Origin of the sequence: Hydrogenophaga sp. R2 (assembly GCF_049843595.1) — a bacterium.
GTDB lineage: Bacteria > Pseudomonadota > Gammaproteobacteria > Burkholderiales > Burkholderiaceae_C > Hydrogenophaga.
Genome location: NZ_JBBHZN010000001.1, coordinates 1134999 through 1147688 on the forward strand (window position 1 = coordinate 1134999; position 12690 = coordinate 1147688).

Here is a 12690-nt window from a genome sequence, read left to right on the forward strand (position 1 = left end):
CTGCACCCTCCATGGTCCGCCGCACCAAAACCGAGGCCCTGGCCACCCGCAACAGCCTGCTGGACGCTGCCGAACAGCTGTTCCAGGCCCGTGGTGTGTCCCGCACCTCGCTCAACGACATTGCCACCGCCGCCGGCACCACCCGGGGGGCGATCTACTGGCATTTCAAGGACAAGGCCGACCTCTTCAACGCCATGATGGAGCGCGTGACCATGCCGCTGGAGGCCACCTTGGCATCGGCCGCCGAGAACGCCAGCCACACCCAGGACCCGCTGCAGGGCCTGCGCCAGTCCATGATGAACGCGCTGCGCCAGACCGCGCTGGACGCGCAGACCCGGCGCGTGTTCGAGGTGGCCACCCACAAGGTCGAGTACGTGACCGAGATGCAGGCGGTGCGCGACCGCCACCTGCGGGTGCGCAACGCATGCATGGCCATGACCCGCACCGCCCTGACCGAGGCGGCGCGCCGGGCCGAACTCGCCCTGCCGGTGGACATGGCCACCGCCGCCCTGGGCCTGCATGTGATGGTCGACGGCCTGATCCAGAACTGGCTGCTCGACCCGGCTGCCTTCGACCTGGTGACGGCCGGCGGCCAGACCATGGACGCCTACCTCAAGGGCCTGGGCTTCGACGTCGCCGCCTGAGCCGGGCGGCCCTCAGCGGGTCGACCGCAGCTCGGCCTGTTCGGCCTGGGCGCGCTGCTCCGGCGATTCCCGAACGGCGGCGCGGGCCAGCAGGTGCGAAGCCAGCGGCAGCGTGATCCACAGGAACACCACGATCAGGGCCAGCCGCCAGGCCCATTCGCCCCCGTCCCCTGCGTGGGCCATGGCCAGGCCCGCGCCCAGGCACACCAGCACCAGCGCCAGGGTGCCGGCCTTGGTGGCGGCGTGCTGCCGGGCCAGCGCGTCGGGCAGCGCGATCACGCCCCAGGCCGCGATCACCAGCAGGGCCGCACCGGCCAGCAACAACAGGGTGGCCAGCAGGCTCATGAACGGTCCTCCGCACGGTTCCGGGCATCGGATGCCTCAGGCAGGTCGGCGCTGCGGTCCACCAGGCGGGCCCAGCCCACCGTGCCCACAAAGCCCACCAACGCCAGGCCGATGGCCACGTCCAGGAACACGGTGCGCCCGGTGGCCAGCGAGGCCGCCACGCACAGCGCCACCGAGGCGGCCAGGAAGATGTCGAGCGCGACGATGCGGTCGGCGCTGGTCGGGCCCTTGAGCAGGCGCACCGTGGCCAGCGCCAGCGACGCCAGGCAGGCCACGATCAGCGCGGTCACCACCCAGCCGCTCATGCGCCCTCCCCGGTGCCGAACAGCGCCAGCAGGCCCGGCTCGAAATCCGCCCGGATGCCATCGACCAGCCCGTCGATGTCGGCCTGGTCCAGCACATGCACCAGCAGTTCGTGGCGGGCCATGTCGATGTCCAGCGTGGTGGTGCCCGGTGTGAGCGACACCATGCAGCCCAGCAGCGCGGCGCCGGTCTCGGTCATGGGCGCGAAGCGCACCCGCACGAAGGCCGGCACCGGCGCGCGCCGGGCATCGGTGCTGGCGCGAAAGATCACGCGCACCGTCTGCCAGGCCGACAGCACCAGCGCCCGCAGGAAACGGGCGGTCAGGCCCAGGGTGGCACTCACGCGGGTCATGGCTGCCTCCCCAGCTGCAGCGCGGCGGCCTGCGAATAGTCGATCAGCCACTGCGGGTTCAGGCCGATGGCCAGGGTGATGGCCGCCAGCAGCAGGCAGGCCACCCAGGCAGGCGCCACGCGGGCCGATGTGTCGGGGCGCCAGTGCGGATCGGGGTGAGGTTTCCAGAAGGCCTGCATCCAGATCTTCATCATCGAGTACAGGGTGAGCACGCTCACCGCCAGCGCGATCACGGTCCACACCACCCGGCCCTGCGCCAGCGCCTCCTGCAGCACCAGCAGCTTGGCCCAGAAGCCCGAGAGCGGCGGAATGCCCACCAGCGACAGCGCCGGCACCAGGAACAGCAGGGCCAGCGCCGGCTGCGCGGCGTACAGGCCGCCGATGTGGCGCAGGTCGTAGCTGCCGGTGGCCCGCCAGATGAGTGCGGCCACCAGGAACAGGTTGGCCTTCACCACGATGTGGTGCAGCGTGTAGAACAGCGTGGCGGCCTGCCCGGCGTCGCCCCCCAGGGCGATGGCCAGCAGGATGTAGCCGATCTGGCTGATGATGTGGAAGGCCAGGATGCGCCGCATGTCCCAGTGGTAGGCCGCACCCAGCACGCCCAGCAGCATGGTGGCGGCCGCCACCCAGCCCAGGGCCTCGGCCAGCCAGGGCGTCATGGCGCCGGGCAGCATGTCGGTGGTGGCCTTGAGCACGGCGTACACACCCACCTTGGTCAGCAGGCCGGCGAACAGCGCCAGCACCGGCGCGGGCAGCGTGTGGTAGGCCGCCGGCAGCCAGGCGTACAGCGGGAAGGCCCCCGACTTGGCCAGAAACGCCAGCAGCAGCGCACCCAGCACCAGCGCACCCAATGGCCCGGCTGCCGGCGACAGGCCCTGCGAGGCCTGGGCCAGCGCGCCGTAGTTCAGGTGGCCGGTGGCGGCATACACCATGCCCACCGCCAGCAGCAGCAGCAGCGTGCCCATGAGGTTGAGGCTGAGGTACTTCCAGGTGGCGTCGAGCTGGTCGGTACGCCCGCCGATGGCAAACAGGCCCACCGAGCAGATCAGCATGACCTCGAACCACACATACAGGTTGAACAGGTCGGCGGTGGCAAAGGCGCCCCCCACGCCGGCCAGCAGGCCATGCAGCAGGGGCAGGCGCAGCGGCTGGTGGCTGCCGGGGTCGGCATCGCTGGTCATGAACAGCAGGCAGGCCGCGCCCATGAGGGCGGTGATGAGCAGCAACGCCGCGCTGGTGCGGTCCACCCGGAACTCGATGCCGTAGGGCGCGGCCCAGCCACCGAAGGCCATGGACGGCACCCCGCCGCCCAGCACCTGCTCCACCAGGGCCACGCTGCACAGCAGCAGCAATGCCACGCCCACCGCGCTCAGGGTGGTCTGCAGGCGCGGACGTTCGCGCACGGCGGCGGTCAGCACCGCCGTGGTCAGCGGCACCAGCACCGGTGCAATCACGAGCACGCTCATGCCACCGACTCCGGCGGCTTGATTGGATCCGTCGGCACCGGCTCGGCCTGGCGCAGGGTCTGCGCGTCGTCGCTGCCGGTGCGCTGCACCAGCCGCACCACCAGCACCAGCGCAAAACAGGCCAGCGCCAGGCCGATGACGATGGCGGTCAGCACCAGGGCCTGCGGCAGGCTGTTGGCGGCCTCGCTCAGGGCCTGCTGGCCCGGCGGCACCACCGCCGGCAGCGCCGACCCGAGCCGGCCCGAGGCGAACAGCGCCAGGTTGACGCCCGCGCCCATCAACACAAAACCCATGACGCTGCGGAACACGTCGCGCGACAAGGCCAGGTAGGTGCCGGCGGCCACGGTCAGGCCCACGGTCAGAGCGGTCCAGTAAATCAAGGCGCGTCCTCCTGATCGGGGTCGTCCAGCCCCAGCAGGCCCAGGGCATAGCCCGACAGACCGCCCCAGACGCACAGGTACACGCCCAGGTCGAACAGCATGACGGTGGAGACCTTCACCGAAGTCACGAACAGGTCCAGGCTGCCCCACCAGTGGGTCAGGTAGGCGCCACCCTCCATCAGCGACGGCAGGCCCGACGCGGCGGCCAGGCCGGCGCCGAGGGCGGCCAGCCGGACCGGGTCGCCCATGGGCAGCCGGGCCTGCGCGGCCCGCACGTCCTGCGCCACCGCCCACAGCACGGTGGCACTGACCGCCAGCAACCCGCCGATGAAGCCGCCCCCCGGCTCGTTGTGGCCGCGCAGCAGCACCCACACCGAGGCCAGCAGGATCAGCGCATACAGCGGGCGGGCCAGCACCGCCAGGATGACCAGGCGCGGCGGGGTCATGCACCCTCCCTGGGTTCACGGCGGGCGGCCCTGAGCAGGCCCCAGGCCGCCAGGAAGGACAGCATCACCACGGTGACCTCGCCCAGCGTGTCCAGCGCCCGGAAGTCCACCAGGATGACGTTGACCACGTTGCGGCCAAAGGCCTCGGGCACGCTGGCGCGGGCAAAGAAATCCGGCAGCGCCGCATCGAGCGCCGGCGCGCTGGCCAGCAGCAGCAACAGGGCCGAGGCCAGGCCCATGCCACAGGCCACCAGGGCTGCGCCCGGGCGCCAGCCGTCGGCCAGGCCGCTGCCGCGCCCCAGCCGGCGCAGCGTCAGCAGCACCGAGGCCACCACGATCACCAGCACCGCCTCCACCACGAACTGGGTGAAGGCCACATCCGGCGCACCGGCAAACAGGAAGAACACCGCGCTGCCGAAGCCGGTGAGCCCGGCCGTCAGCAGCAGCACCAGGCGGTCGCGCACGAACAGCGAGGCCACGGCGCCGAACATGATCAGCGCGCCCGCGCCCAGCAGACCGGCGCCCGGGGCCACGCCCCAGGCCGGCCACATCCACCGCCCTGCCCCCGCTGCCACCAGGCCCAGCAGGGCGGCGGCCACGGCGCCCAGCATCAGCACCCCGTAACCGGGCAGCCGACCGTGCTGGAACAGCCGCGTGATGCCGGCGGCCAGGCGCGGAATGGCCACCAGCGAACGCTCGTAGGTGGCCGCCATCGACACCCGGCCCAGCCAGCGATCCACCCGCTCGAAGATGCGGTGCAGCGGATCCCACAGCAGGTACACCGCCACGCCGATGCCCAGGGTGATGGCCAGCGAGCCCAGCATCGGCCCGTACGACGGCGTCAGGTCGAGCAGCACCGCGTTGTCGGTCGGGGTCATGGCCACGGCAGCCTGGGCCAGCAGGTCGTCCAGCAGCCAGGGGAACAGGCCCAGGATCACGCCCAGAAAGGCCAGCGCCAGCGGCGGTGCCACCAGCGCCAGACCACCCTCGTGCGCGTCAGCCGGCGTCTCGTTGGTGCCAGGGTGGCGCCAGAACACCCGGATGGCGGCCACGCCAGCCACCGCCACCGCGATGGCACCGAAGATGGTGTTGGCCACGTTGGCGAACGCCGCCACGTCGCCCTCGGTCTTGGCCACCAGGATCACGTCCTTGGCGATGAAGCCCAGCGACAGCGGCATGCCGGCCATGGAGGCGCCGGCCAGCAGCGCAGCCACCGCCGTCCAGGGCATGGCATGGCGCAGGTTGCCCAGCCGGTCGATGACGCGGGTGCCGGTGCCGTGGTCGATGTTGCCGGCCACGAAGAACAGCGGCGCCTTGTACAGCGCGTGGGCCAGCAGCAATGCGCCCACCGCCACGGTGGCGCTCTCGCCGGGCAGGCCCACCAGCGTGACGAGCGTGCCCAGCGTGGCCACGGTGGACCAGGCCAGGATGCGCTTGAGGTCGCGCTCGCGCAGCGCCAGCACCATGCCCCAGGCCGCCGTCATGCTGCCGGCCAGCTTGAGCGACCAGATCCACAGCGGCCACTCGCCAAAGCCCGGGTCCAGCCGGGCCAGCAGGTAGACGCCCAGCTTGACCATGGTGGCCGAATGCAGATAGGCCGACACCGGTGTGGGCGCGGCCATGGCATTGGGCAGCCAGAAATGGAACGGGAACTGCGCGCTCTTGGTGAAGGCGCCCACCAGGATCAGCACCAGCGCGGCGGTGAGGGCCGGCGTGCTGGCCACCTCCGGCAGGCGGGCCACGATGTCGCTGATGCGCGAGGTGCCCATCACCTGCGCCAGCAGGATGAAGCCGGCCAGCAGGGCCAGCCCGCCGGTGCCGGTGACCAGCAGCGCCTGCTGGGCCGATTGCCGACTTGCCGCCTGGTGGTGGTGAAAACCCACCAGCGCGAACGAGGTGAGGCTGGTCATCTCCCAGAACAGGAACAGCACAAAGAGGTTGTCGGCCGTCACGCAGCCCACCATGGCCAGCATGAACAGCGACAGCAGCAGGTACAGCTTGTGCTGGTTCGGGTCGCCGGCCACGTAGCCCCCGGCGTAGACGAACACCGCCGTGCCCACGCCGGTGATCATGAGCAGCATCAGCACCGACAGGCCGTCCACCCGGAAAGCGGCCTCGATGCCCAGGGCCGGCACCCAGTCCACCCGCCAGACCCAGGGCAGGTCATGAACCAGCAGCAGACCCACCAGCAGGCACAAGCCCAGCAGCGGCAGCGCCACGAAGGCGCTGCGCGCGGCCAGGGACAGGCCGGGCTGTGAGGGGTGGTGCGGGGGTGCTGCCATGATTTAAGAAAGACTTAAGATCATAAGTCACCCCCCGGGGTTCCCGCCTGAACCCCGGCTGACGCCCCCTGGCCGGGGCAGGATCAGCCGCCGTCGCGGTCGGCCGGGTCGGACGGCAGCAGGCGCTCAGCCTTGTCCACCGGCAGGGCTTCCACGGCCTTGAGCGCGCGGCCCATGGCGCGGCTGCGCACCTCGGCGCTGTCCAGCGTGTTCAGCACGGTCTGGGTCTGGCTCTTGACCTTGGCCAGCACGTCGCCGAACTTGCCGAACTCGGTCTTGACCGCGCCCAGCACCTGCCACACCTCGGAGCTGCGCTTCTCCAGCGCCAGCGTGCGAAAGCCCATCTGCAGCGAATTGAGCATGGCCATGAGCGTGGTCGGCCCGGCCAGCGTGACCCGGTGTTCGCGCTGCAGCTGCTCCATCAGCCCCGGGCGGCGCAGCACTTCGGCGTACAGGCCTTCGGTGGGCAGGAACAGGATGGCGAAGTCGGTGGTGTGCGGGGGCTCCAGGTACTTGTCGGCCATGCTTTTCGCCTCCAGCCGGATGCGCTGCTCCAGCCCGCGTGCGGCCAGCTCGGCACCTTCGGCGTCGGCGCGCTGCTGGGCGTCCAGCAGGCGTTCGTAGTCTTCGTTGGGGAACTTGGCGTCGATGGGCAGCCAGCAGGGCGCGCCGTCGTCGCCCCGGCCCGGCAGGCGGATGGCGAAGTCCACCACGTTGCGGCTGCCCGGGCGGGTGGCCACCTGGGTGGCGTACTGATCGGGGGCAAACACCTGTTCCAGCAAGGCCGCCAGCTGGGCCTCGCCGAACATGCCGCGCGTCTTGACGTTGCTCAGCAGGTGCTTGAGGTCGCCCACGCCCTGCGCCAGGGTCTGCATCTCGCCCAGGCCCTTGTGCACCTGCTCCAGCCGGTCGGCCACCTGCTTGAAGCTCTCGCCCAGGCGGGCCTGCAGCGTGCTCTGGAGCTTTTCGTCCACCGTGGCCCGCATCTCGTCGAGCTTGGCGGCATTGCCCTGCTGCAGCTGGGCCAGCTGGGTTTCCAGCGTGGCGCGCACCTCGGCCAGGCGGCGGGCGTTGGCTTCCGACAGGTCCTGCAGCTGCTTGACCAGGGTGTCGCCCAGCGTGCCGCGCAACTGCACCAGCTGCTGCGAGAAAGCGTCGATCTGCGCGTTCTGGGTGCGCGTGGCCTCGGCCCCCTGGCGCAGCAGCGCCTCCTGGAAGCTGCCCAGTGCATGGGTGAGTTCCTGCCGCTGTTCGCGCGAGGCATCGGCCAGTTCACGCCGCAGCTCGCGTTCGCCCTGCTGGCGCGACGGCTCCAGCTCGGCCACGCGCGCCTGCAGCTGCGCCGACTGCCGGGTCAGTTCGGCCAGCGCGGCCTGCGAGCGCCAGACCAGCAGCACCGTGGCCACCAGCCCGACCAGCAGCAGCCCGGCCACGGCCAGCAGCACGCCGTCCATGCGTCAGCCCCGGGCGCCGTTGCCGATGATCTCGGCGTTCAGCGGCGTCTTCGGCTCACCCCGGGTGAGGTAGCCGATCACGTTGTCGGCCGCCAGCATGGCCATGGCCTTGCGGGTGGCGATGGTGGCGCTGGCGATGTGGGGCGTGAGCACCACGTTGGGCACGGTGAGCAGGTCCGGGTGGACCTTGGGCTCGCCCTCGAACACGTCCAGGCCGGCTGCGGCGATGCGGCGCTCGCGCAGGGCCACGGCCAGGGCCGCGTCGTCCACGATGCCGCCGCGCGCGATGTTGATCAGGGTGGCCGTGGGCTTCATCTGCGCGATCTCGGCCGCACCGATGGCGTGGTGCGACGACGCGCTGTACGGCAGCACCAGGATCAGGTGGTCGGCCTGCGCCAGCAGGGTGGCCTTGTCCACATAGCTGGCCTTGCATTCGGCTTCGAGTGCAGCGTCCAGGCGCGAGCGGTTGTGGTAGATCACCTTCATGCCGAAGCCATGCGCGCCACGGCGGGCAATGGCCTGGCCGATGCGGCCCATGCCCAGGATGCCCAGCGTGCTGCCGTGCACCTCGGCGCCGGCAAACATGTCCAGGCTCCACTTGTTCCACAGACCGGCGCGCAGGAAATGCTCGCTCTCGGTCACGCGGCGGGCGGTGGCCATGACCAGGGCGAAGCCGAAGTCGGCGGTGGTCTCGGTCAGCACGTCGGGCGTGTTGGTGGCCAGCACGCCGGCCGCGCTCATGGCCGGCACGTCGAAATTGTTGAAGCCCACGGCAATGTTGGCCGCGATCTTCAGCTGGGGGCAGGCCGCCAGCAGGGCCGCATCCACCCGCTCGCTGCCGGTGGTGAGGGCGCCCTGCTTGCCCTGCAGGCGGGCGATCAGTTCGGCCGGCGGCAGCACCTCGTCGGACTCGTTCATCTCCACCTCGAAGTGCTGGCCGAGGTGGGCCACCACCTCGGGGAACACCTTGCGGGCGATGAAGATGGCCGGTTTCTGGCTCATGGGTGGGTCTCCTTGAATGTGGTGGGTGAAAGCGGGGAATGGCTCAGACGAACCAGATCCAGGTCATGAGGCCGAACAGCGGCAGCAGGATGCCGCACGACCAGAGCATGTAGCCGAAGAAGCTGGGCATCTTCACGCCCCGGTCTTCAGCGATGGCCTTGACCATCAGGTTCGGCGCGTTGCCGATGTAGGTGTTGGCGCCCATGAACACGGCACCGGCCGACACCGCCACCAGCGTGGTGGCCAGCGTGGTCATGAGCACGGCCGGGTCGCCACCGGCGGTGTTGAAGAACACCAGGTAGGTGGGCGCGTTGTCCAGGAAGGAGCTGAGCGCGCCGGTGGCCCAGAAGTACATGGCCGGGTCGGGCGTGCCGTCGGCCCGGGTCACGGCGCGCACGATGGCGCCGAACGGGCCGTCGACACCCGCCCGCAGCATGGCGATCACCGGGATGATGGTCAGGAAGATGGCGGCAAACAGCTTGGCCACTTCCAGCATGGGGCCCCAGCCGAACTGGTTGCCGTCGTGGGCGCTCTTGGGCGTGATGCTCAAGGAGATCAGGGTGATGAGGATCAGGCCCACATCGCGCACGATGCCCGGCAGCCCCACCTCGGTGCCGGCGATGTTGAAGGCCACCGGCGACTTCCACAGGCCACTCAGCAGCACCAGGGCGACCACGCCGCCGAGCAGCGCGAAGTTCACGCCGCCCTCGAAGCCCAGGCGGGTGGTGTCGGGGGTGGGGTCGACCGGGCGGATCTCTTCGCGCTTGTGGTAGTGGTACCAGTCGATCACATAGAACAGCGCCAGCAGGCTGCCCACCATGAACAGGGTCTGGCCCCACAGGTGGGTCACGGTCCAGAAGAAGTCCACGCCCTTGAGGAAGCCCAGGAACAGCGGCGGATCGCCCAGCGGGGTGAGCGCACCGCCGGCGTTGGACACGATGAAGATGAAGAACACCACCACGTGCACCTGGTGCTTGCGGTTGTCGTTGGCGCGGATCAGCGGGCGGATGAGCAGCATGGAGGCACCGGTGGTGCCCATGAAGCTGGCCAGCACCGCACCGGTGGCCAGCAGGCCGGTGTTGAGCCCCGGGCTGCCGTGCAGGTTGCCCCGCACGAAGATGCCGCCGGCCACGGTGAAGAGCGCGGTCAGCAGGATGATGAAGGGGATGTACTCGGCCAGCGCGGCGTGCACCACCGCCGCACCAGCGGCCGGGAAGCCGAAGGTCAGCGCAAACGGCACCAGGAAGGCCAGGCCCCAGGCCGCGGCCACCTTGCCGAAGTGGTGGTGCCAGAACGAGGGCACCAGCAGCGGCATGAGCGCAATCGACAGCAGCACGCCGGCAAAGGGCACACCCCACAGCACCGACAGCTGGCTGCCGTCCAGATCGGCCGCGAAGGCCACGGCCGGCAACAGCCAGCCCGCCAGCACGGCTGGCAGCAGTTTCTTGTTCATCATCGGACTCCTCCGTGTCCTGCTGATCCGGCTCAGACGGCCAGCAGGTCCACCTCGAACAGCAGCGTGGCATTCGGCGGGATCACGCCGCCGGCACCGCGTGCACCGTAGCCCAGCGAGGCCGGGATCACCAGGCGGCGGGTGCCGCCCACCTTCATGCCCTGCACGCCTTCGTCCCAGCCCTTGATGACGTGGCCGGCGCCGAGCGGGAATTCGAAGGGCTGACCCCGGTCCTTGCTGGAGTCGAACTTGCGGCCCTGCTGGCCGTCGTTGTAGAGCCAGCCGGTGTAGTGCACCTGCACCGGGCGGCCGGCGCGGGCTTCTTCGCCCTGGCCGACAACCGTGTCTTCGTACTGCAGGCCGCTGGGGGTGGTGATCATGGTCATCAGGAACTCCGGAAAAAAAATCAGGGTGCGGCTCAGAGCCAGGTGGTGAAGGAGGCCACCGTCTCGCGGGGCGTGTGGAAGCCGTTGACCGGATCGGCCGGGTCGGCAAAGCCCAGGGCCATGCCGCAGACCAGCATCTCGTTGTCGGCGGCGCCGATGTGGGGCAGGATGATCCTGGCAAACCCGTTCCAGGCGGCCTGCGGGCAGGTGTGCAGGCCCTGGCCACGGGCGGCCACCATGATGTTCTGCAGGAACATGCCGTAGTCCACCAGCGAGCCGCGGCCCATCACCTTGTCCAGCGTGAACATCAGGCCCACCGGCGCATCGAAGAAGCGGAAGTTGCGCTGGTGCTGCTGGTGCATCTTGTCCTTGTCGCCCTTGCCGATGCCCAGCAGGCCGTACAGGCCCCAGCCGTTCTCGCGGCGGCGGTCGATGTAGGGGCTGACCCATTTCTCGGGGTAGTAGTCGTATTCCTCGCGGTACTGCTCGGCCAGCGAGGGGTCGGCGCGCAGCGCGTCGTGGGCGGCACACACCTTGTCCACCAGGCTGTCGCGGCTGGCGCCCTGCAGCACGTACACCTTCCAGGGCTGGGTGTTGGTGCCCGACGGCGCCCGGCTGGCCACCTGCAGGATGTGCTCGATGGTGGCGCGCGGCACGGCCTGGGGCAGGAAGGCGCGGGCCGACATGCGGCTGGTGATGGCCGCATCGACGCTGGCGGCGTCGATGAGGGCGGTGGACACAAAAGTCATCGCAGGGTCTCCAGGGTGGTTTTGAGTCGGTCCGGCAGCGGCACCGGGCGGCGCGTCTGGCGGTCCACATACACATGCACGAAATGGCCGCAGGCGGCACACAGGTCCTCGCCGTCGGCAAACAGGCCCACCTCGTAGCGAACGCTGGAGGTGCCCAGGTGGGCCACCCGCAGCCCGGCCCACACGGTCTGCGGGAAGGCCAGCGGGGCAAAGTAGTTGCACTGGGTCTCGATCACCAGGCCGATCACCTCGCCGTGGTGGATGTCCAGCGCGCCGGCCTCGATCAGGTGCGCATTCACGGCCGTGTCGAACCAGCTGTAGTACACGACGTTGTTCACGTGGCCGTACACATCGTTGTCGGCCCAGCGGGTGCCGATGGCGCGGAAGGCCCGGTAGTGGCTTCGCGGCAGGGCCTGTGGACGGGGTGACGGGCTGGACGACATGGGGCGCGATTGTGCCAGCGCCGGCATCAGGCCACTGTCGCCGCGGGCGCGGCCCGGCGCAGATGGCGCAGGTGGTATTCATGCGCCACGCGGTAGCTGTTGACCTGCACCTGCACCGTGACCTCCAGGTCGTGCCCGTAGCCTCCGCCCATGGCCATCACCACCGGCAGGCGGCGCTGCCAGGCCCAGTCCATGACGCGGCGGTCGCGCGCCTCCAGGCCATCGAACGACACCTTGAGCCGGCCCAGCCGGTCGCCCTCGTGCGGGTCGGCACCGGCCAGGTAGAGCACCAGACCGGGCTCGAAGCGGTGGGCCAGTTCGTCCAGCGCACGGTCGACCGCGTCCAGGTACTCGGCATCGGCACAGCCATCGGGCAGTTCCACGTCCAGATCGCTCGGCTCCTTGCGGAACGGGAAATTGCGGGCGCCGTGCAGCGACAGCGTGAACACCGACGGATCGTCCGCAAAGATGCGGGCCGTTCCGTTGCCCTGGTGCACGTCCAGGTCAATGATCGCCACCCGCAGGGGCGCCCTGCCCCGCTGACGCGCGTGCTCGGCCTGCATGAGGCGCGCGGCCACGGCAAAGTCGTTGAAGACGCAGAAGCCGCCCCCCTTGTCGGCATAGGCGTGGTGGGTGCCCCCGGCCAGGTTGGCCGCCACGCCGCCCTGGGCCATCACCTGCCGCGCGGCCTGCAGGGTGGCGCCGACCGAGCGCCGCGCCCGCTCGGCCATGGCCGGGCTCCAGGGAAATCCGATCTCGCGCTGCAGGGCCGGTGCCAGCGTGCCGTGGGCAATGGCGTCGATGTAGGCCGGGGTGTGCACCAGGGCCAGTTCGCCATCGGTGGCGGGCAGGGCTTCGTGCAGCTCGATGCCGGGCAGCTCCTGCGCCAGCCGCTCGCGCAGCCGGGCGTACTTGGCCATGGGGAAACGGTGCCCGGGGGGCAGCGGCAGGACGAAATGGTCGGCGTAGAAGGCGTGCACGCCAG

The 12690-nt window shown here is 70.3% G+C and carries 15 protein-coding genes; 1 reads left to right on the top strand and 14 read right to left on the bottom strand.

Annotated features, from left to right (window positions below):
- The first annotated feature begins 11 nt into the window (after positions 1 to 11).
- On the top strand, positions 12 to 644 hold the full coding sequence (locus tag WD026_RS05405) for a TetR family transcriptional regulator (protein WP_425722607.1): 633 nt from the start codon (positions 12 to 14) through the stop codon (positions 642 to 644).
- Positions 645 to 656: 12 nt separating this feature from the next.
- On the opposite strand, the gene WD026_RS05410 is transcribed toward WD026_RS05405, so the two are convergent.
- The 14 genes from WD026_RS05410 to WD026_RS05475 form a co-directional block, all read right to left on the bottom strand.
- Positions 657 to 989: a cation:proton antiporter gene (locus tag WD026_RS05410; protein ID WP_425722608.1), complete on the bottom strand. Its 333-nt coding sequence runs from the start codon at positions 987 to 989 to the stop codon at positions 657 to 659.
- Entirely contained in the window at positions 986 to 1294 is a 309-nt protein-coding gene (locus WD026_RS05415; protein WP_425722609.1) for a monovalent cation/H+ antiporter complex subunit F, read from the bottom strand. The genes WD026_RS05410 and WD026_RS05415 overlap by 4 nt, the downstream gene beginning before the upstream one ends.
- Positions 1291 to 1644: a Na+/H+ antiporter subunit E gene (locus WD026_RS05420; protein ID WP_425722610.1), complete on the bottom strand. Its 354-nt coding sequence runs from the start codon at positions 1642 to 1644 to the stop codon at positions 1291 to 1293. The genes WD026_RS05415 and WD026_RS05420 overlap by 4 nt, the downstream gene beginning before the upstream one ends.
- Positions 1641 to 3110, bottom strand: coding sequence for a complex I subunit 5 family protein (locus tag WD026_RS05425; RefSeq protein WP_425722611.1), 1470 nt, complete (start codon positions 3108 to 3110; stop codon positions 1641 to 1643). The genes WD026_RS05420 and WD026_RS05425 overlap by 4 nt, the downstream gene beginning before the upstream one ends.
- Complete coding sequence (locus WD026_RS05430; RefSeq protein WP_425722612.1) at positions 3107 to 3490, bottom strand: sodium:proton antiporter; 384 nt, start codon at positions 3488 to 3490, stop codon at positions 3107 to 3109. The genes WD026_RS05425 and WD026_RS05430 overlap by 4 nt, the downstream gene beginning before the upstream one ends.
- The gene (locus WD026_RS05435; protein WP_425722613.1) at positions 3487 to 3936 is read right to left on the bottom strand and encodes an MnhB domain-containing protein; all 450 of its coding nucleotides are present in this window, start codon (positions 3934 to 3936) and stop codon (positions 3487 to 3489) included. The genes WD026_RS05430 and WD026_RS05435 overlap by 4 nt, the downstream gene beginning before the upstream one ends.
- Entirely contained in the window at positions 3933 to 6218 is a 2286-nt protein-coding gene (mbhE, locus tag WD026_RS05440) for a hydrogen gas-evolving membrane-bound hydrogenase subunit E (RefSeq protein ID WP_425722614.1), read from the bottom strand. Before mbhE ends, WD026_RS05435 begins: the two co-directional genes overlap by 4 nt.
- A gap of 83 nt (positions 6219 to 6301) precedes the next feature.
- Complete coding sequence (gene rmuC, locus WD026_RS05445) at positions 6302 to 7672, bottom strand: DNA recombination protein RmuC (protein WP_425722615.1); 1371 nt, start codon at positions 7670 to 7672, stop codon at positions 6302 to 6304.
- A 3-nt stretch (positions 7673 to 7675) separates the two neighbouring features.
- Positions 7676 to 8674 carry a 2-hydroxyacid dehydrogenase gene (locus WD026_RS05450; RefSeq protein WP_425722616.1) on the bottom strand — a complete coding sequence of 333 codons (999 nt, stop codon included), beginning with the start codon at positions 8672 to 8674 and terminating at the stop codon, positions 7676 to 7678.
- A gap of 43 nt (positions 8675 to 8717) precedes the next feature.
- Positions 8718 to 10127 (bottom strand): sodium:proton antiporter, encoded by a 1410-nt coding sequence (locus WD026_RS05455; RefSeq protein ID WP_425722617.1) that lies wholly within the window; start codon positions 10125 to 10127, stop codon positions 8718 to 8720.
- A 32-nt stretch (positions 10128 to 10159) separates the two neighbouring features.
- The gene (locus WD026_RS05460) at positions 10160 to 10507 is read right to left on the bottom strand and encodes an FKBP-type peptidyl-prolyl cis-trans isomerase (protein WP_425723206.1); all 348 of its coding nucleotides are present in this window, start codon (positions 10505 to 10507) and stop codon (positions 10160 to 10162) included.
- Positions 10508 to 10545: 38 nt separating this feature from the next.
- Positions 10546 to 11262 (bottom strand): nitroreductase, encoded by a 717-nt coding sequence (locus WD026_RS05465; RefSeq protein ID WP_425722618.1) that lies wholly within the window; start codon positions 11260 to 11262, stop codon positions 10546 to 10548.
- Positions 11259 to 11705, bottom strand: coding sequence for an acyl-CoA thioesterase (locus WD026_RS05470; protein WP_425722619.1), 447 nt, complete (start codon positions 11703 to 11705; stop codon positions 11259 to 11261). The genes WD026_RS05465 and WD026_RS05470 overlap by 4 nt, the downstream gene beginning before the upstream one ends.
- 26 nt (positions 11706 to 11731) lie before the next feature.
- Positions 11732 to 12685 carry a histone deacetylase family protein gene (locus tag WD026_RS05475; RefSeq protein WP_425722620.1) on the bottom strand — a complete coding sequence of 318 codons (954 nt, stop codon included), beginning with the start codon at positions 12683 to 12685 and terminating at the stop codon, positions 11732 to 11734.
- Positions 12686 to 12690: the final 5 nt, after the last annotated feature.

What these genes read in the sequence shown, in the direction of transcription:
- WD026_RS05405 (WP_425722607.1), top strand. Translation starts at nt 12, where the DNA reads ATGGTCCGCCGCACCAAAACCGAGGCCCTGGCCACCCGCAACAGCCTG.
- WD026_RS05410 (WP_425722608.1), bottom strand. Translation starts at nt 989, where the DNA reads ATGAGCCTGCTGGCCACCCTGTTGTTGCTGGCCGGTGCGGCCCTGCTG.
- WD026_RS05415 (WP_425722609.1), bottom strand. Translation starts at nt 1,294, where the DNA reads ATGAGCGGCTGGGTGGTGACCGCGCTGATCGTGGCCTGCCTGGCGTCG.
- WD026_RS05420 (WP_425722610.1), bottom strand. Translation starts at nt 1,644, where the DNA reads ATGACCCGCGTGAGTGCCACCCTGGGCCTGACCGCCCGTTTCCTGCGG.
- WD026_RS05425 (WP_425722611.1), bottom strand. Translation starts at nt 3,110, where the DNA reads ATGAGCGTGCTCGTGATTGCACCGGTGCTGGTGCCGCTGACCACGGCG.
- WD026_RS05435 (WP_425722613.1), bottom strand. Translation starts at nt 3,936, where the DNA reads ATGACCCCGCCGCGCCTGGTCATCCTGGCGGTGCTGGCCCGCCCGCTG.
- mbhE (WP_425722614.1), bottom strand. Translation starts at nt 6,218, where the DNA reads ATGGCAGCACCCCCGCACCACCCCTCACAGCCCGGCCTGTCCCTGGCC.
- rmuC (WP_425722615.1), bottom strand. Translation starts at nt 7,672, where the DNA reads ATGGACGGCGTGCTGCTGGCCGTGGCCGGGCTGCTGCTGGTCGGGCTG.
- WD026_RS05450 (WP_425722616.1), bottom strand. Translation starts at nt 8,674, where the DNA reads ATGAGCCAGAAACCGGCCATCTTCATCGCCCGCAAGGTGTTCCCCGAG.
- WD026_RS05455 (WP_425722617.1), bottom strand. Translation starts at nt 10,127, where the DNA reads ATGAACAAGAAACTGCTGCCAGCCGTGCTGGCGGGCTGGCTGTTGCCG.
- WD026_RS05460 (WP_425723206.1), bottom strand. Translation starts at nt 10,507, where the DNA reads ATGATCACCACCCCCAGCGGCCTGCAGTACGAAGACACGGTTGTCGGC.
- WD026_RS05465 (WP_425722618.1), bottom strand. Translation starts at nt 11,262, where the DNA reads ATGACTTTTGTGTCCACCGCCCTCATCGACGCCGCCAGCGTCGATGCG.
- WD026_RS05470 (WP_425722619.1), bottom strand. Translation starts at nt 11,705, where the DNA reads ATGTCGTCCAGCCCGTCACCCCGTCCACAGGCCCTGCCGCGAAGCCAC.